This is a genomic window from Methylocystis sp. MJC1, assembly GCF_026427715.1.
Taxonomy (GTDB): Bacteria; Pseudomonadota; Alphaproteobacteria; order Rhizobiales; family Beijerinckiaceae; genus Methylocystis.
The window spans coordinates 2,264,671-2,281,946 of the sequence record NZ_CP107558.1; the positions used below are offsets into that span (position 1 = coordinate 2,264,671).

The following is a 17,276-nucleotide window of genomic DNA, read 5'->3' on the forward strand; positions in this document are numbered from 1 at the left end:
AGCCTCGAATCGCGACAATCTTGAGGCGATTTTAGAGATCGTCGCGATAGAGATGCAGGCGCCCCGCCCGATCCACGACGCGCCAGCCCCCCGTTTCGTCCGGCTCCATCGCGGATACGGGGGTTTTGCCGAAGCCGCCGGGAATATCGAGCACATAAGACGGGAGGCCTATCCCGGTGATGCGGCGCGCCAGCTCGGCGTGAATGGCCTTGCCGGCCGCGATGCTCAAACGGAAATGACCCGTGCCGGGCGCGAGGTCGGGGTGATGCAGGTAATAGGGCTTCACGCCCTGCGCGAGGAGAGCCCGCATCAACTGCTCTAGGATCGCGGCGTCATCGTTGACCCCCGCCAGCAGCACGGTCTGCGAAAGCAGCGTCGCCCCCGCAGCGCGCAAGCGTGCGATGGCCGCGCAGGCGTTGGCCGAAAGCTCCCGCGCATGATTGACATGCAAGGCGACATACAGCGCCTTGCCGCTCGCCCGCAGCGCGGCGAGCCGCTCCGGCGTCACGAGATCGGGCGCGGCGGTCGGCGCGCGCGTATGAACGCGCAACACGGCGACATGCGGGATCGCCGCGAGCCGCCGCGCGACTTGCGCCAGACGCCGGGCGGAGAGCATCAGCGGATCGCCGCCCGTGAGAATGACCTCGAAGATTTGCGGCGTGGCGGCGATGTAATCCAGCGCGGCCTCGACCTCGGGCTCGCCGAGCAGATCGCCCTTGCCGCGCCCGACGCTCTCCCGGCGGAAGCAGAAGCGGCAATAGACCGGGCAGACGGTGAGAAGCTTGAGCAGCACGCGGTCGGGGTAGCGGTGCACGACGCCCGGAACCGGGCTGCGCGCCGCGTCGCCGATGGGGTCGGTCAATTCCTGCGGCAGAGTCACAAGCTCGCGCGCGTCGGGCAGGAATTGCCGCGCGATCGGGTCGGCGGGATCAGCTGGGTCGATCAGCCCCGCGATCTGCGGCGTGACGGCGACGCTGTAGCGGGTCTCGACCTCTGCAAGCGCCGCGGCGCGCCCTGCGGGGATAAGCCCTGCGGAAGCGAGATCGGCGCTCGACGCCAATGTCCTTGCGGGCTGCGCCGGCCGCGGATCGTGTTGTAATGCCATAGCAGCCGGATTAAGCGCCGCCGCGCGGTTGCGCAATAGTATCAGGACAGGCGGGGCGGTTGGACCGCGAGCCTTAGGCTCGCTCGAAAAAGCGGGCGCGGTCCGCGCCGGAACGCCGTCAAAATCGATGGGGACAATCACTCAGCGTGGTTGCGAGCCCTTTCTCCCGGCGTGACATTAGGCCTACGGAGAAAGCCCGATGAGCCGCAAAAAGAAAGCCGCTGGCGCGCCAAAGAGCAATGGCCGCACGCCCGACAAGTCAGCGCAATTGCAGGAACTCCTGAACAGCTTCAACCCGGAGGACCTTGCGGCTTTCATCGAGACGTCCGGCGGCGCGACCTGGGGTCACGAGGAAGCAGCCGATCTTTTCGACGACTTCATCTCCGCCTGCGTCGAAGGGGAGATGGACGACGCCGAAAGGGAGGATTTTTCGCAATCGGCCATCGACGCCCTAATCGACCTGCGTATCCAGGCAAACGGCGGAGACCGGGCAGCCCGCCGCCAACTGGAGGAGATCCGCGAACTTGTCGAGGGCGCCGCGGAGGTGGAGGAGCTGGCGGTCGACGACCTCATGCTCCTCGGGCGAGTCCTGATCGAGGCGGAACTGGAGGCGCCGGACTCTCTGAAGCAGGCGGTCGTCGCGAGATTGCAGGATCAGCCGGCCATCGGCAGCGTCACAGCCTTGGGAGCCGGCCTCGCCGAGGTGGTGGAGAAATCGGGTCTCGATCTTTTCGGCGCGCATGAGCAATTGCGCAAGACTTTCGCGCTTTTCCCGTCGGAAGACGCCCTGCGTTGCCTGACCGAAATTGCGTCTATCGGCCATCCGGCCATGGATGGCGCGATTGCGGGCTTCGCCCTCCACCCGGACGCCGCGCTTGCGCAAGCTGCTCTCAGCAATCTTGCAGCGCGGGCGCAAGACAAAGACCGGGACAGGCTGCTCGCGCGGATGCGACCCTGGCTCCCGCCGCAGCGGCAGGCGTGGGTCGATGCGGCGATGAAGACCGAGCCCGAGATCGGCGGCGCCAGCAAGACCAACGTGAAGCTGCACAAATGCTATGCCTCGGTCTGCGACGCCGCTGGCGCGCGCACGCTGGTCGCTGTGAAGAAGGAGGGCGCCAAGTTTCAGGCCGTGCTCTTCATGTTGAGCGAGAAGGGCGTATTCAACGTCATGGCCTCGGACCCCATGACCAAGCATGAGCTCGATTTGCTTCTTCAGGACATGTCGCTCGCGGCGCATCTGTCGGAAGTAAAATTCCCGCTGCTGCTGCGGATTCTGTCGCTGGCGCTGGCGGAGAATCTCGCGGCGGGTACGCTGCCGCCCTTCGAGCTGGCCCATGCGGCCGAGACTTTCGATTTCCCGCCGCTGACGCCGGACGCGAGCACGCCGGCCCAGATCATCGATCGCTTACTCTCGGAATTTCCAGCGACCGACGACCGGCCGGACGCCCATGTGACGGCGCATGCCGCCGCAGCAGCCTGTGACTACACTCAGGCATGGTTCGAGGACGGACCGAAGATCGATGAACTCTTCGCCAAGGTGAAAGGCAAGAAGCGCCGCGCCGAGGCCGTCCTGAAATCCTATCTGCCGGGGCGGCGCGATTATTGGGCGCGCCAATGCGCGCTCACCGCTCTGTCGCTGCACGCCGAGAATCCACTCCATCCAGTCTGGCGCGCGCTCGCGGTCGTCGGCCGGGACCTCGCCGCCGGCGCGCCGTTCGACAAAATCCCGCTGATGCAGTTCATCGCGGAGCACACCGTCGAAAATTACGTGGCCCCGTGAGAAAAACCGGACCGCGCGCCTTCAGGCGCGCTGAAAAATGCGGGCCTGAAGGCCCGCGGTCCGTAGAGCGTCACACCGTCCCCTGCTCAGACACAGGCGTCCATAGCACCTGCTCGATCCTCCCCGCCCCGGTTGCAAGCATCACGAGCCGGTCGAAGCCAAGCGCCACGCCCGAGGCCGGCGGCATCTGGCCGAGCGCCGCCAGAAAATCCTCGTCGATCGGATAGCGCTCGCCGTAGATCCGCTCTTTCTCCACCATCTGCGCCTGAAAGCGCGCCCGCTGCTCGGCGGGGTCCGTTAGCTCGGCAAAGCCATTCGCGACCTCAACCCCGCACACATACAGCTCGAAACGATCAGCGAAGCGAGGGTCGTCGGCGCGCACGCAAGCCAACGCCGCCTCGCTGGCGGGATAGTCGGTCAGGATCGTCGGCCGCTCGCTCCCGAGCTTCTCCTCGACCTTCTCGGACAAGATCTTGCTGAAGAGGTCCGACCATGTGTCGTCCTCGGCGACACGAATGCCGTCCCGCGCGGCGGCCTTCGCCAGTCCCTCGCGATCGCCCAGGAGCTTTTCCAGATCAATGCTGGCGTGGGTCGCAAAAGCCTCGCAGACCGTGACGATCTCCGGCTCCGCGAAGGGGTCGCAGACCCGCCCGCGCCAGGAGAAATCGCGCGTCCCCGCCGCTCGCGCCGCCGCCGCCATCAGCCCGGCGCAGTCCTCATAGATGCGAAAGGTCGGCTCGCCGGCGCGATACCATTCGAGCATGGTGAATTCGGGATGGTGCAGCGCCGAGCGCTCGCGATTGCGGAAAACCCGCGCCAAAGTGAAAATCCGCTCCTCACCCGCTGCGAGCAGTTTCTTGCAGGCGAATTCGGGAGAGGTGTGGAGATAAAGCCGCGAACGCACGCCGTCCTGTCCGATCATCTCCGTGGAGAAGGCGGTCAGATGGGTCTCATTGCCGCCCGAAACCTGTAGCGCAGCCGTTTCGATCTCCGCAAAGCCCTCCCCTTCAAAAAAACGCCGCGTCGCGGCCGTTATTGCGCCGCGCGCCTTGAGAAAGGGCTTGCGATCGGCGTAAACATCCCGAGCCCACCAGGGCGAAACGCGCGTCATGAGGACTCCTTTAGCGCGCTTTCCGCTCGCACGGGATCGTGCGAGCGACAAGAAATCGCGCCAAGTCAAGAATTTGGAGCGCATTCTTGTCGCAAAAGTCTATTCAACTTTTGCGGAATGCGCTCTTGCGGGACGCCACGCGATCCGGCGGACGGATTTGCCGACGCGCGCGAAATATGGTCTTACCCCGTTCATAGACCAGCCCGGCCGAGGCCGGCAATGAACGCGAGCCGGCGCGCCGGCAATGAAGGAACCGAACCTGTGAAAGTCATCGCCAGCTCGATTCGCAAGGGCAATATCATTGAGCGTGAGGACGGCAATCTCTATGTCGTGCTGACCGCAGAAAGCTTTTTCCCCGGCAAGGGCACGCCCACGACGCAGATCGACATGCGCCGCCTCTCCGATGGCGTGAAGGTTTCCGATCGTTACAAGACCACCGAGCAGGTCGAGCGCGCTTTCGTCGAGGATCAAGACTTCAGCTTCCTCTACAATGACGACGACGGTTATCACTTCATGAATCAGGAGAGCTATGAGCAGATCGCCGTGCCGGGCGACGTCATTGGCGATCAGGCGCAGTGGCTGCAGGAAGGCATGCAGTGCATCCTCTCCATGTTCAACGGCCTGTGCGTCGCGATCCAGTTGCCGCAGCGCGTGACGCTCGAGATCGTCGAGACCGAGCCGGCGATGAAGGGCCAGACGGCGTCCTCCTCCTATAAGCCCGCCAAGCTCGCCAACGGCGCCCGCGTGATGGTGCCGCCGCACATCCAGTCCGGCACGCGCGTCGTCATCCAAACGGAAGACGGCTCCTACGTCGAGCGCGCAAAGGATTGATGATCGACTGTCATTCCCGACGCGCGCGAGCGCGCGATCGGGAATTCAGAGCAAAACTAGCGCTTTCTCGGTTCTAGATTCCAGGTCGGGCCTTTGGCCCGCCTGGAATGACAAGCGCCTGTTGAAGCCGGCCTTACCCGCGTTCGGCGCTCTTCGCCAGCAGCGCCGAGGTCATCGCCGCCACGATTTCCGCCTTGGCCGCATTTGCGCTCTGCTCCTCCGCCGCGACAGGAGCGGCCTGCGCTAAGGCGTCGACAAAGACGCCCCTCCCCTCATTCATGGCTGAGATCGCCTCGCCGGCGCTTGCCGCCGCGACCTCGTAAATCTGAGACCGATCCGCGGGAGCGCCTTTTGCGATTGCCGCGCGCGTGATGGCGGCCGAGAACTGCGCATAGGCCGTCGGGATCTGGCTGATGCCGAACCGCGTCGAGGATACGATGAACATGGCGTTTGCCTGCGCTTAGTTTTCCCAAAGAGCGTGCTGGTAATCCCGCATCTTCAAAGGGGGTCGTGAAGATGCGCGAAATAAAGTCGCTAAAATTCGAGCGCTCGCGGCTCGACGGCGGTCATGTCTCGGCTCCGAAGAGAAAAGCGCGCAGCTTCTGCTCCAACGCCGCTTGGTCCTTGATCTCGCATTCCCACACGATGAGCGCCCGCCAGCCCTGCACCGTCAGACGCGCCCGATGCGCCGCGTCACGCGCGACATTGCGCGCGATTTTCGCCCGCCAGTAATCCGCGTTGGCCTTCGGCATACGGGCGCCGCGCGCGCAATCATGTCCGTGCCAGAAGCAGCCATGAACGAAGATCGCCTGCTTGCGGCCGACATAAGCGATGTCCGGATTGCCGGTGATGTCCTTGCGATGCAGGCGGTAGCCGGGCGCGAAGCCTCGCAGCAAGGCGCGGACTTTCAGCTCGGGAGTCGTGTCGCGCGATTTGACCGCGCGCATGATGGCGGAGCGTTGGGCGGGGGATTCTTTTGCATTCATACGAAGGCCCCCTCCCCAACCCTCCCCCGCTTCGCGGGAGAGGGAGCAGTCTCCCGCCTTCATCAGCGCTGCTGATCGTGAGGGGGGTCACGCCGCTTCCCGCAAAACGCCCGCATTCAGCAGCGGCTCGATGAGATGCGCCGCTATGTGTCGGACCACCGGCGCGACAACGCCGTCGCCCGTCAGATGATAAGCCTCGTTATACTTCTGCGGCAGCACATAATCATCCGGCAGACCCATCAGCCGCGCCGTCTCTCGCGCCGACATCAGCCGCGAGCGCACCAAGCCCTTCTCGACCACCAGCACGAATTGGCGGCTCGAGCCGCCGGCCGGCGTGCGCAGACAGCCGGCGACGTCATCGAAACGCGCTTCGGCCCGCTGGATTTTGGCGCCGTTCTCGTAGCGCGTGCGGCGGTAGAGCGTGCCGACGATTTTGCGGCCGGCAAGTCTCACCTCCTCCACTTTCGCAAGATTGGCCTTGCTCATCATGCCGATCAGACGCCGCGTCTCTTCCGGCGTATGCCACGCCACATCGAGCGGCGCATCCTCTACAATCTGGGACAAGGTGGCGTTGCGCGTCAGCGGTTCAGGCAGCCGCCACCAAAGCCATTTGGCCTGCAGAGCAACCGGCAAGCGCTCGAAGGCGGCGATCAATGTGCGCGTGAAAAAGGGCGGGCTCTCCATCATTGCGAGCGAAGCGAAGCAATCCAGGGCCGCGCCGTGGTTGCTGGATTGCTTCGTCGGCTTTGCCTCCTCGCAATGACGGATTGTGAGGGCGCTGGAAACCGCCATATCCTCCCGCACGGCCACGATGAACAATCTCGGCCGCGACTGCGGCAGAAACAGCGCGGCGTCGATCACGAGCGAGCCGAAGCGATAGCCCTCGCCCGCGAGCGCCTTGCAGATCGACTCGAAATCCTTGCCGCCATGGGAGGTCAGCGCGCCGCAGACATTTTCGAGAACGATCGTCGCCGGCGCCCTGCCCTCGGCGCGCAACGCCTTCATCAGCGACCAGAAGGACCAGAAGGTTCCCGAACGCTTCCCCTCGAGCCCCGCCCCTGCCCCGGCGAGCGACAAATCCTGGCAGGGAAAGGACGCCCAGACGAGATCGGCACGGCCCGGCAATTGCGCGGTCGTCACCTTCACGACGTCGCCGACACAGAGTCCGTCGCCGCCCCAATTGCGCCGGTAGCTTTCAGCTTTCTTGGCGTCAAAGTCATTAGCGAAGACGCATGTCCAGCCCTCGCCCAGCCCCGCGCGCGCCATGCCGCCGCCAGCGAAGAATTCATAGAAGCTCGGCTTGCGGCTCATGCCCGACTCGCGCGTCATATGAGCAGCTTACCTTGTCCGTCCGAGCCTAGCGAGCGCCGAGGCGGCTGATGGCCTGGGCAGCGAGCCGCAGCCCCGCCGCCGCGGCCGATTGCGGATCGGCGCCCGACAGCAGAGCGGCGATGACGCCGGCGTTGAAAGCGTCGCCGCCGCCGGTGCGGTCGATTGCTTCGACGGGCGTCGCATTCACCGTCTCGACCTGTCCGCCGCCGATCACGGTCGCGCCTTCCTCGCCCCTTGTGACGAACCAGATTGCGTGGCCGTCACCATGCCTCTCGGCGAGGAAGTGGATCGGATCGCTCGTATCCACGACCCGGGCCAGCTCGTCGCAATTGGTGAAGAGATAATCCGCTGCAAAAGCAAAAGCCGGATCGTAACGGCCGTCCAGTTCGAGCGAGAGGATCGGCCTTCCGCCCGCGCGTCTAGCTTGCCGCAGAAAGGCGGCGTCGCAGACGGTCGTATGCAGCCAATCGACGTCAGGGCCGAGTTCGCCAATGTCATAAGGCGTCCATGGCGCATCGATGATCGGGCTCGTGATGATCCGCTTGTCCTGTGGCGTCGCGAGGCAAATGGCGAGCGGCGACGGCGCTGCCAGCGCTTTGACGCCTTGCGTATCGACCCCATTGAGTTGGAGTTCGCGCAGCGCGAGTGCGCCGAGCGGATCATCTCCGACCCAGCCGAGCATGCGCACGCTCACGCCCTGGCGCGCAATCCAGACAGCCGTGTTGGCCGCCGAGCCGCCGCCCCCGACAGCGGTCTCTTTGGCCATGATCTTCTCATGCTGATCGGGAAGACGGTCGAGCCGCAGGGTGACGTCGACGTTGATGCTCCCCAGGCAACAAACGCATCCCCGCATCTTCGACCCCGCCTCTCCGAATCTCGTGGTGGCAAATACAGCGCCGAAGCATCCGACGCCACCGATGTCTCGCTGGCGTCGTCTTTACGCCCCATCTTCCGGCCGTTGCCCTCACGTGGAGATTCGGTCGTGGAAGCAAAGGGTAAGGGTTCAGCTTTCGCAAAGGCGGCGCCCGAGATCGGTCACCCTGTAACGAATTTTCCCGACGACCCGCGCTTCCACCCGCTGCCGCCGGCCCCCGAAGCGAATTTCAGCCTGTCATTGGAGACGATTCTTCCCCGCGTGACCGAGGAAGCGGAACAGGCGGGCGCGTTAGCGTTCCACGCGCTTGGCGATACCGGCGGCATCCACGGCGCCGAAACGCAGAACGCCGTCGCGGCCGCGATGCAGGAGCAAATCACCAATGCAGATGCAAACGAGCGGCCGAGATTCCTGTTCCATCTCGGCGACGTCGTCTATCTGAGCGGCCAAAGCAGCCAATATGTCGCCCAGTTCTACGAGCCCTACCAATATTACGACGCTCCCATTTTCGCGATCCCCGGAAATCACGACGGCGAGACCACAGAGGAAACGCGCTGCGGGCTGGAGGGCGAGACGTCGCTTCTCGGCTTCATGCAGAATTTTTGCAGCCCCTCGCCGAGGCGGCTTTTCAAGCACCGCTCGACGATGACGCAGCCCTATTGCTATTGGCGGCTCGAAGCGCCTTTCGTCCATATCATCGGGCTCTATTCGAACATTGACGGTCAATTGGATCGACGCCGCGAAAGCCGGCAGCAAGCGTGGTTCGTCGAGCAACTACGATCGGCGCCGCCCGATAAATGGCTCATCGTCGCGGCGCATCACCCGTGCTTCTCCCTCGACGAGACGCACGGCGGCTATGTGGAAATCATGTCGGCGATGGACGCGGCCTTCCGCGAAAGTGGCCGCACGCCCGACCTCGTCCTTTCCGGGCATGTCCACGCTTATCAGAGATTCTCCCGCAATCTTTCTGGAAAGTCGCTGCCTTATGTCGTAGCCGGCAATGGCGGCTTCGCGAATTCCTCCCGTTCGCTCCACAAGCTGCAGAGAGGCCTCGTTATCGACCGCCTTCCCTTTCAGACGGCGCTGCCGAGAGTTCGGCTCGAAAGCTATGATGTGATGAACGCCGGTTTCCTGCGCGTGACGGCGGGTTCGGACCGCCTCACGGTGGATTACTTCCCGGTGTCTTTCGACGATCCGCCGGCGATTGCTCGCGAGCCGTGGGATTCAGTGACGATTCGAAGCGCCGAAATGCCGAAGACGCCCCGATGACGCCGTGTCACGCTGTCAATCCCAAGGCCTAGCGCCAGCGAAGTGATTTCCGAAATCCAGACGTCATTGCGAGCGAAGCGAAGCAATCCAGGGCCATGGCGTGGCTCTGCATTGCTTCGTCGCTTTGTCCTCGCAATGACGGAGGCGATCACAATGGATTTCACGGTCGGCCCTTCGGCCGGACGGGAATGACCAAAGTTACTTATTAGCCTACGCCGCCACGACCATCACATGCACGATGGGCTTCTTTCCCCAGACCGAATAAATGGCCCCCCGCACCGAGCGCTCGATGGCGTTCGACACTGTGTCGGGATCGCGCCGGCGCGCGCGCGGCAGGCCGTCAAAGGTCGCAAACAGCGCCTCGTCGATCACCTCGCCCATATCCTCGCCGAACTTGCCCTTCTTCGGCACTCCAGCAAAAACGACGTCGGGATCGCCGGAGAGGTCGCCCTTCTTGTCCACCGCCAGCGCAATGGAAACGACGCCGGCGAAGGCAAGCTTGCCGCGCTCGCGCACGGTGCCGTCATCCTCGCTGAGCACGACGTCGCCATCCTTCAGCAGCCGGCCATGCGGCAAGCGATCGATAATGGCGGGCGGGCCGGGAAGCAGCCGCACCATGTCGCCATCGCGTGCAGAAAGCGCATGTTCGACGCCGCGCGACTTCGCGAAAGCCACATGCTGCGTGAGATGATGCGCCTCACCATGCACGGGAACGGCGCTTTTCGGCCGCACCCAATCATACATTTGCGCAACTTCGCCGCGCCGCGGATGGCCGGAGCAATGCACGAGATGGTCGTGGTCGGTAATCACCTCGACGCCGAGATTGCAGAGGTTGTTGATGACGCGATGCACCTCGCGGGCGTTGCCCGGAATGGCGCGGGAGGAGAAGATCACCCGATCGCCCGCCACGAGCTTGATTGCTGGATGGTCGTTCTGCGAGGCGCGCATCATGGCCGCACGCGGCTCGCCCTGGCTGCCCGTTGCGATAACAACGGTTTTGTCGCGAGGCAGATTGGGCAGCATCTCCGGGGAATGGAAGCCCGGAAGCCCCTCGAGATAACCGCAGTCGCGCGCGACCTGAACCACGCGATCCATCGCGCGCCCGGCGACGACCACCGTGCGGCCGCAGGCCAGGGCTGCTTCGGCAATTGCGCGAAGCCGCGCCACATTGGACGCGAAGGTCGTTACCAGAACACGTCCGGTCGCCTCGGCGATAAGCGGCTGCAATACGCGCGCAACGTCGCTTTCGGAAAAGCTGTCGCCCTCGCGCAGAATGTTTGTCGAGTCGCAGATCAGAACGTCCAGGCCCTCGTCGCCGAGCGCACGCAGCCGCGCCTCATCGATACGATTGCCGACGCCCGGCTCAGGATCGATTTTCCAGTCGCCGGTGTGCAGCGCCGCGCCGAGCGGCGTCTTGATGGCAAGCGCATTGGCCTCGGGTATCGAATGCGCCACGGCGATATATTCGACGGTAAAGGGGTCGAGGTCGAGGACTGTGCCCGCCCGGACGGTCTTGATGTCGATATTGGGCGCGCCCGGCTCGTTGAGGCGCTTGACCTCCAGGAGCCCCGCAGCAAAAGGCGTCGCAAAGACCTTGCACTTGAGCTTCGGCCAAAGGGTCGCCAGCGCGCCGATATGATCCTCATGCGCATGGGTGATGCAGATCGCGACGACATCCTTGGCTATCTTCTCGACGAAGGCGATATCCGGAAAGACGACGTCGATGCCCGGAAGATCGGAGCCTGGAAAGCCGAGACCGCAATCGACCATCAGCCATTTGCGCGCGCGCGGCGGACCATAGCCGTAGAGCGCGAGATTCATCCCGATCTCGCCGAGCCCGCCGAAAGGCGCGAAGACAAAGTCGACGTCCGGCCGCGCCCCCGTCATGGCTGCGTCCTCGCGGCGGCGCGCGGGCCGATGAGAACGTCGCCGGCTTCGATGCTGCGTCTCGTCGTATCCGTTTGCAACACCAGCCGCCCGACGGAATCGATCGTCTCGAAGCGACCCTCGACCGTTTCCCCGCTCAAGACCACGCGAATTTCCTGACCAAGCCCCGCCGCCGAGCCGAGCCACTCCTCACGAATACGGGGAAAACCCTCCCCGCCGCGCCAAAGATCGAGCGCCTCGGCCATTTCGTCTGAAAACCTTTCGAAGAAGCTCTCGCGCGAGGGAGACCTGCCGGTCTCGGCCAGCGCGCGCGCCGGATAGGGTAAGTCCGTCGGTGCCGCGACAATGTTCACCCCGACGCCGATAATTGCAACCGGCGTCGAGGCCGAATTAACGCATTCGAGGAGGATGCCGCCGAGCTTCGCGCCGTCGAGCAAAAGATCATTCGGCCATTTGAGCTGGAACGCGCTCTCGCCGCCCGTCGCGCGCAAGGCGCGCATCGCTGCGACGCCTGCCACAAAGCCGAGCTCCGGCGCGACGCGGACCTCTGCAAAGTCGCCGAAGACGAAGCTCGCGTAGAAATTGCCAGTGGGAGAAACCCACTCCCGCCCGAGGCGCCCGCGCCCTTTCGTCTGGCGGGCCGCGATGATCCAGAGCGGGCCGCGTTCGCCCGTCTCGATCAGCCGCCGCGCCTCGTCATTGGTCGAGTCGATGTCTTCCAGCGATAAAAGGCGGACGCCCCGTGCGCGCGCAATCGATCCTAACTGCACGCGCACGACCTTTTAGAAGAGAGACTTTGCGGCGGCGGTGGCCGCATCCATGATCGGCGCCGGATAGACCCAGAAGCCGAGCACCGCGATGCTCGACAGCGCGAGCACCGCGCGGACTGCGAGCGGCGAGCGGTCGAAACCGGGGGCCGGCTCGTCGAAATAGATGACCTTCACGATCCGCAGATAGTAGAAGGCCGCAACCGCGGAGGTCAGCACGCCGACGACGGCGAGCGGGTAGAGACCCGCGTCGACTGCCGCAAGGAACACATAATATTTCGCGAAGAAGCCGGCGAGCGGCGGGATGCCGGCAAGCGAAAACATCAGCATCGCGAAGAAGAAGGCCATCAGGCCGTTGGTGCGCGACAGACCCGCGAGATCGGAGATGTTCTCGACGTTCCGGCCGTTGATCCGCATCGCGAGGATCGCGGCGAAGGAGCCTAGCGTCATCACGAGATAGACCGAGAGATACACGATCACGCCCTTGACGCCCGCTTCACTGCCGGCCGCAAGACCGATCAGCGCGAAGCCCATGTGGCCAATCGACGAATAGGCCATCAGACGCTTGATGTTGCTCTGGCCGATCGCGGCGAAGGAGCCGAGCAGCGTCGAGGCGATGGCGAGGAAGATGATGATCTGGCGCCACTGCGTCGTGATCGCCGGGAAGGCCGTTATCACGAAGCGGGCGGTGATGGCGAAGGCCGCCATTTTGGCCGAAGACGCGAAGAAGGTCGTGACCGGGGTCGGGGCCCCCTCATAGACGTCCGGCGTCCACATATGGAAAGGCGCGGCCGAAATCTTGAACGCGAGGCCGGCCAGGACGAAGACGAGGCCGAAGATCACGCCGACCGGCGGCTGCTCGGTGACGGCCTGAGCGATGCCGGCGAAAGACACCGTGCCGGAGAAGCCATAGAGCAGCGACGAGCCGTAGAGCATCATGCCGGACGACAAAGCGCCGAGCACGAAATATTTGAGGCCCGCTTCCGACGCCCGTCCGTCGTCGCGCGCGAAGGCGGCCATGACGTAAAGGGCCAGCGACATCAGCTCGAGCCCGAGATAGAGCGCGATCAGATTGTCGGCGGAGATCAGCAGCATCATACCCAGCGTCGAGAGCATGACGAGCACGGGATATTCGAACTTCTCGAGCCCGTTGCGCTGCAGCCAATCGACCGAGAGCAGGATCGACGCCATGGCGCCGACGAGCGTGAGGACCTTCAGGAAGCGCGAGAAGGCGTCGTCGATGAAGGCGCCGTCGAAGACGGTCACGTCCACCTGCTTGCTCGACAAGAGGATGACAACAACGGCGAGGCCGAGGATGCCGACGGCCATCTCGTCGACGAGGCTGAAACCCTTCTCGCCGCGAAAGGCGCCGATCAGGATCAACAGCATCACGCCGACGGCCAGGATGACCTCGGGAAGGAAGTGATGCGTGAGTTCTGCGAAGAAGGGCATATGAACAGTCCGTCAGTGGCCGGCGGCGGCGAGCTTCACCGCGTCGAGCAGCGCCGTATGGGATTGAATGAGATGATCGACCGAGGCCTGCGTCGAGGCGAGAATCTGCCCCGGCAGCACGCCGTAATAGATCGTCAGCGCGATCAGCGGCGCAAAGATCAGCATCTCGCGCGGCGACAGATCGACGAGATCTTTCAGGCTCGCCTTCTCCAGCGCCCCGAAGACCACGCGGCGATAAAGATAGAGCGCATAGGCCGCCGAGAAGATCACGCCGGTCGCCGCGAAGAGCGCCACCCAGCTATTGGCCTTGAAGGCTCCGGCGAGCGTCAGGAATTCGCCGATGAAGCCCGTCGTGCCCGGCAGGCCGACATTGGCCATGGTGAACAGCATGAACACGAAGGCATAGACCGGCATGCGGTTCACGATGCCACCATAAGCCGCAATCTCGCGCGTATGCATGCGATCGTAGATGACGCCGACGCAGAGGAAGAGCGCGCCCGCGACCAGGCCGTGCGAGATCATCTGGAACATTGCGCCCTGCACGCCCTGCGGGTTCAGCGTGAAGAGGCCCATCGTCACATAGCCCATGTGCGCGACGGAGGAATAAGCGATGAGCTTCTTGATGTCCTCCTGCACCAGCGCGACGAGCGAGGTGTAGATAATGGCGATGATCGACATCGCGTAGATGAGCGGCGCGAAATAGACCGAAGCGTCCGGGAACATCGGCAGCGAGAAGCGGATGAAGCCGTAGCCGCCCATTTTCAGGAGGATCGCCGCCAGAATGACCGACCCCGCCGTCGGCGCCTCGACGTGGGCGTCAGGCAGCCAAGTATGCACCGGCCACATCGGCATCTTCACCGCGAAGGAGGCGAAGAAGGCCAGCCACAGCCAGGTCTGCATATTCTTCGGGAAATCGGTCTTCAGCAGAACCGTGATGTCGGTCGTATGCGCGTGATTATACATCGCGAGGATCGCGACCAGCATCAGCAGCGAACCGGCGAGCGTGTAGAGGAAGAATTTGAAGCTCGCGTAGACGCGCCGCTTGCCGCCCCAAATGCCGATGATGAGGAACATCGGAATGAGGCCGCCCTCGAAGAAGAGATAGAAGAGCACGAGGTCCAGCGCGCTGAAGACGCCGATCATCAGCGTCTCGAGCACGAGGAAGGCGATCATATATTCCCGCACCCGCTTCGTGACCGACTCGAAGGAAGCCAGGATCGAGAAGGGCATGATGAAGGTGGTCAGCAGGACGAGCGGCATCGAAATGCCGTCGACGCCGAGCTTGTAGATCAGGCCCGAGCCGAACCAGTTCTTCTCCTCGACGAACTGAAAGCCCGGGTTCGAGGTGTCGAAGCCCGCCCAAATGTAGAGCGACAGGGCAAAGGTGACGAGCGTCGTCAGCAGCGTCGCCCAGCGGATGTTGCGCAGGCTCGCCTCGTCGTCGCCCTTCTGCGTCAGCAGAAAGGCTGCGCCCACCAGCGGTAGAAACGTAAGGCCGGTAAGAATGCCGAACCCGAACATCAGCGCAGCCCTCCGGCGACGAAATAAGTGACGATAGCGGCGACGCCGATGAGCATGGCGAAGGCGTAGTTGTAGATGTAGCCGGTCTGCAGGCGGACGGCGATCTTGGCGCCGTCGGCGACGCGGGCGGCCACGCCGTCGGGCCCGAGCCCGTCGATGATGGCGCCGTCGCCGCCCTTCCAGAACAGGCGACCGATCACAAAGGCCGGCTTCACGAAGATGGCGTCATAGAGCTCGTCGAAATACCACTTGTTGAGCAGGAACTGGTAGAGGCGCGGGAAGGCGCCCGCCAGTTGCTGCGCGGTGCCGGGCTTCAGCACATAGACGTAGAGAGACACGACGAAGCCCAGAACCATCATTGCCGTGGGCGCATAGCCGGCCCAAGCAGGGATGTTGTGCATCTCGTGCAGCACCTCATTGTGCTCGCCCGTGAACAGCGCGCCCTTCCAGAACTCGTCATAGGCGTGGCCGGCGAAGTAAGGCTCGAAGATGAAGCCCGCGCCAATGGCCCCGACCGCGAGAACGGCGAGCGGGATCAGCATGACGATCGGCGACTCATGCGGCGCATGATGACCATGCGCGTGATCGTCGTGACCATGCGCATGACCGTGGTCGTCGAGTGCGGCGGCGTGTGCCAGTTCGTCGGCGGTCGGCTCGTCATGCGTGTGATTATGCGGAACCTCATGCCCCGGGCGATGACCGAAGAAGGTCATGAACACCAGGCGCCAGGAATAGAAGGACGTCAGACCGGCGGCGACCACCGTCGAGACAAAACCGAGCAGCGCCGCCGTGCTGTGCCCGCTCGCCGCGAAGGCCGCCTCGATGATCCCGTCCTTGGAGAAGTAGCCCGCGGTCATGGGGAAGCCCGTCAGCGCCAGCGTGCCGATGGTCATCATGGCGAAGGTGAAGGGAATGTCCTTCCGCAGCCCGCCCATGTTGCGCATGTCCTGCTCGTGATGCATCGCATGGATGACCGAGCCGGCGCCCAAGAAGAGCAGCGCCTTGAAGAAGGCGTGCGTGAAGAGGTGAAACACGCCGAGCGAATAGGCGCCGACGCCCTCGGCGACGAACATATAGCCGAGCTGCGAACAGGTCGAATAAGCGATGACGCGCTTGATGTCGTTCTGGACCAGGCCAACCGTCGCGGCGAAGAAGGCGGTGACGGCGCCGATGACCGTGACGAACTCAAGTGCGGCCGGCGCATGCTCGAAGATCGGCGACAGGCGCGCGACCATGAACACGCCGGCAGTGACCATGGTGGCGGCGTGGATGAGCGCGGAAACCGGCGTGGGGCCTTCCATGGCGTCTGGCAGCCAGGTGTGCAGGAAGAACTGCGCCGACTTGCCCATCGCGCCGATGAAGAGAAGGAAAGCGGCGATCGTCAGCGCATCGACATCGAGACCGAACACATGGATCGGCTTGCCAGCGAGCCCTGGAACGGCGGCGAAGACCTCGTTGAAGGTCAGCGACTGGGTCAGCTGGAAGATAAGGAAGATGCCGAGCGCGAAGCCGAAGTCGCCCACGCGGTTGACCACAAAGGCCTTGATGGCGGCCGCGCAAGCGGAGGGCTTCTCGTACCAGAAACCGATCAGCAGATAGGACGCGAGACCGACGCCCTCCCAGCCGAAGAACATCTGCACGAGATTGTCGGCCGTCACCAGCGTCAGCATGGCAAAGGTGAAGAGCGACAGATAGGCGAAGAAGCGCGGACGCGACGGGTCCTCGTGCATATAGCCGATCGAGTAGAGATGCACGAGGCTCGACACGGTCGTCACGACGACCAGCATCACCGCCGTCAGCGTATCGACGCGCAACGCCCAATCGACCTTCAGCGCCCCGACCGTCATCCAATTAGCGAGCACCGGCGTGAAGCCGTGATTATGGCCAAGCGCAACGTCGAAGAAGGTGATCCACGACATCGCCGCGGAGGCGAGCAGCAAGCCCGTGGTGACGAGCTCCGAAGGGCGCGGCCCGATCTTGCGCCCGAAGGCGCCGGCGATCAGGAAGCCGAGCAGCGGCAGGAAGACGATTGCTTGGATCATCGCTCTAGATCAGCCCTTCAAGGAATTGATGTCTTCGACCGCGATGGTGCCGCGGTTGCGATAGAAGGCGACGAGGATCGCGAGGCCGATCGCGGCCTCCGCCGCCGCCACGGTGAGCACGAAGAGCGCGAACACCTGGCCGACGAGGTCGCCGAGCGACTGCGAAAAAGCCACGAAATTCAGATTCACCGACAAGAGGATCAGCTCCACCGACATCAGAATGACGATGATGTTCTTGCGGTTGAGAATGATGCCCGCGACGCCGAGCGTGAACAGGATCGCGGCGACGACCAGGTAATGGGTAAGGCCGATGGTCATG

General features: G+C 63.8%; 15 protein-coding genes. 3 read left to right on the forward strand and 12 right to left on the reverse strand.

What is annotated here, in order from left to right; all coding sequences use genetic code 11:
- Positions 1-31 precede the first annotated feature (31 nt).
- Positions 32-1,105, reverse strand: a complete 1,074-nt coding sequence (locus tag OGR47_RS11085) for a lysine-2,3-aminomutase-like protein (protein ID WP_165049091.1) — start codon at positions 1,103-1,105, stop codon at positions 32-34.
- A 199-nt stretch (positions 1,106-1,304) separates the two neighbouring features.
- Here OGR47_RS11085 and OGR47_RS11090 point away from each other — a divergent pair, with 199 nt between their 5' ends.
- On the forward strand, positions 1,305-2,885 hold the full coding sequence (locus OGR47_RS11090; protein WP_165049093.1) for a hypothetical protein: 1,581 nt from the start codon (positions 1,305-1,307) through the stop codon (positions 2,883-2,885).
- Between the two features lie 70 nt (positions 2,886-2,955).
- Here the strand turns inward: OGR47_RS11090 and epmA are convergent, their stop codons facing one another.
- Positions 2,956-3,996 carry an EF-P lysine aminoacylase EpmA gene (epmA, locus tag OGR47_RS11095; RefSeq protein ID WP_165049095.1) on the reverse strand — a complete coding sequence of 347 codons (1,041 nt, stop codon included), beginning with the start codon at positions 3,994-3,996 and terminating at the stop codon, positions 2,956-2,958.
- A 261-nt stretch (positions 3,997-4,257) separates the two neighbouring features.
- Between epmA and efp the strand changes: the two genes are divergently transcribed.
- On the forward strand, positions 4,258-4,827 hold the full coding sequence (gene efp, locus OGR47_RS11100) for an elongation factor P (RefSeq protein WP_165049201.1): 570 nt from the start codon (positions 4,258-4,260) through the stop codon (positions 4,825-4,827).
- A 133-nt stretch (positions 4,828-4,960) separates the two neighbouring features.
- Here the strand turns inward: efp and OGR47_RS11105 are convergent, their stop codons facing one another.
- The 4 genes from OGR47_RS11105 to OGR47_RS11120 all read right to left on the reverse strand — a co-directional run bounded on the left by OGR47_RS11105 (position 4,961) and on the right by OGR47_RS11120 (position 7,998).
- Positions 4,961-5,272 (reverse strand): hypothetical protein, encoded by a 312-nt coding sequence (locus tag OGR47_RS11105; RefSeq protein WP_165049097.1) that lies wholly within the window; start codon positions 5,270-5,272, stop codon positions 4,961-4,963.
- A gap of 121 nt (positions 5,273-5,393) precedes the next feature.
- Positions 5,394-5,774 carry a very short patch repair endonuclease gene (locus OGR47_RS11110; RefSeq protein WP_253948109.1) on the reverse strand — a complete coding sequence of 127 codons (381 nt, stop codon included), beginning with the start codon at positions 5,772-5,774 and terminating at the stop codon, positions 5,394-5,396.
- Between the two features lie 126 nt (positions 5,775-5,900).
- The gene (locus OGR47_RS11115) at positions 5,901-7,142 is read right to left on the reverse strand and encodes a DNA cytosine methyltransferase (protein WP_416374412.1); all 1,242 of its coding nucleotides are present in this window, start codon (positions 7,140-7,142) and stop codon (positions 5,901-5,903) included.
- A gap of 28 nt (positions 7,143-7,170) precedes the next feature.
- The gene (locus OGR47_RS11120) at positions 7,171-7,998 is read right to left on the reverse strand and encodes a carbohydrate kinase family protein (RefSeq protein ID WP_165049101.1); all 828 of its coding nucleotides are present in this window, start codon (positions 7,996-7,998) and stop codon (positions 7,171-7,173) included.
- 129 nt (positions 7,999-8,127) lie between these two features.
- On the opposite strand from OGR47_RS11120, the gene OGR47_RS11125 reads away from it, so the two are divergent.
- Positions 8,128-9,288: a metallophosphoesterase family protein gene (locus tag OGR47_RS11125; protein ID WP_165049103.1), complete on the forward strand. Its 1,161-nt coding sequence runs from the start codon at positions 8,128-8,130 to the stop codon at positions 9,286-9,288.
- 210 nt (positions 9,289-9,498) lie between these two features.
- Here OGR47_RS11125 and OGR47_RS11130 read toward each other — a convergent pair whose 3' ends face one another.
- The 6 genes from OGR47_RS11130 to nuoK are packed head-to-tail and all read right to left on the reverse strand — an operon-like array spanning position 9,499 to position 17,275.
- Entirely contained in the window at positions 9,499-11,175 is a 1,677-nt protein-coding gene (locus tag OGR47_RS11130; protein ID WP_165049105.1) for a ribonuclease J, read from the reverse strand.
- Positions 11,172-11,945: a biotin--[acetyl-CoA-carboxylase] ligase gene (locus tag OGR47_RS11135; RefSeq protein ID WP_246729559.1), complete on the reverse strand. Its 774-nt coding sequence runs from the start codon at positions 11,943-11,945 to the stop codon at positions 11,172-11,174. Before OGR47_RS11135 ends, OGR47_RS11130 begins: the two co-directional genes overlap by 4 nt.
- Before the next feature lie 12 nt (positions 11,946-11,957).
- Positions 11,958-13,394: an NADH-quinone oxidoreductase subunit NuoN gene (gene nuoN, locus OGR47_RS11140; RefSeq protein WP_165049107.1), complete on the reverse strand. Its 1,437-nt coding sequence runs from the start codon at positions 13,392-13,394 to the stop codon at positions 11,958-11,960.
- 12 nt (positions 13,395-13,406) lie between these two features.
- The gene (locus tag OGR47_RS11145) at positions 13,407-14,915 is read right to left on the reverse strand and encodes an NADH-quinone oxidoreductase subunit M (RefSeq protein ID WP_165049109.1); all 1,509 of its coding nucleotides are present in this window, start codon (positions 14,913-14,915) and stop codon (positions 13,407-13,409) included.
- Positions 14,915-16,957 (reverse strand): NADH-quinone oxidoreductase subunit L, encoded by a 2,043-nt coding sequence (gene nuoL / locus OGR47_RS11150; RefSeq protein ID WP_165049111.1) that lies wholly within the window; start codon positions 16,955-16,957, stop codon positions 14,915-14,917. Before nuoL ends, OGR47_RS11145 begins: the two co-directional genes overlap by 1 nt.
- Positions 16,958-16,966: 9 nt before the next feature.
- On the reverse strand, positions 16,967-17,275 hold the full coding sequence (gene nuoK, locus OGR47_RS11155; RefSeq protein WP_036287502.1) for an NADH-quinone oxidoreductase subunit NuoK: 309 nt from the start codon (positions 17,273-17,275) through the stop codon (positions 16,967-16,969).
- Between the last annotated feature and the right edge of the window lies 1 nt (position 17,276).

Coding starts and splice junctions, on each gene's coding strand:
- OGR47_RS11120 (WP_165049101.1), bottom strand. CDS start 7,998: ATGCGGGGATGCGTTTGTTGCCTGGGGAGCATCAACGTCGACGTCACC.
- OGR47_RS11110 (WP_253948109.1), bottom strand. CDS start 5,774: ATGCGCGCGGTCAAATCGCGCGACACGACTCCCGAGCTGAAAGTCCGC.
- nuoK (WP_036287502.1), bottom strand. CDS start 17,275: ATGACCATCGGCCTTACCCATTACCTGGTCGTCGCCGCGATCCTGTTC.
- nuoN (WP_165049107.1), bottom strand. CDS start 13,394: ATGCCCTTCTTCGCAGAACTCACGCATCACTTCCTTCCCGAGGTCATC.
- epmA (WP_165049095.1), bottom strand. CDS start 3,996: ATGACGCGCGTTTCGCCCTGGTGGGCTCGGGATGTTTACGCCGATCGC.
- OGR47_RS11130 (WP_165049105.1), bottom strand. CDS start 11,175: ATGACGGGGGCGCGGCCGGACGTCGACTTTGTCTTCGCGCCTTTCGGC.
- OGR47_RS11085 (WP_165049091.1), bottom strand. CDS start 1,105: ATGGCATTACAACACGATCCGCGGCCGGCGCAGCCCGCAAGGACATTG.
- OGR47_RS11105 (WP_165049097.1), bottom strand. CDS start 5,272: ATGTTCATCGTATCCTCGACGCGGTTCGGCATCAGCCAGATCCCGACG.
- OGR47_RS11115 (WP_416374412.1), bottom strand. CDS start 7,142: ATGACGCGCGAGTCGGGCATGAGCCGCAAGCCGAGCTTCTATGAATTC.
- OGR47_RS11145 (WP_165049109.1), bottom strand. CDS start 14,915: ATGTTCGGGTTCGGCATTCTTACCGGCCTTACGTTTCTACCGCTGGTG.
- nuoL (WP_165049111.1), bottom strand. CDS start 16,957: ATGATCCAAGCAATCGTCTTCCTGCCGCTGCTCGGCTTCCTGATCGCC.
- OGR47_RS11090 (WP_165049093.1), top strand. CDS start 1,305: ATGAGCCGCAAAAAGAAAGCCGCTGGCGCGCCAAAGAGCAATGGCCGC.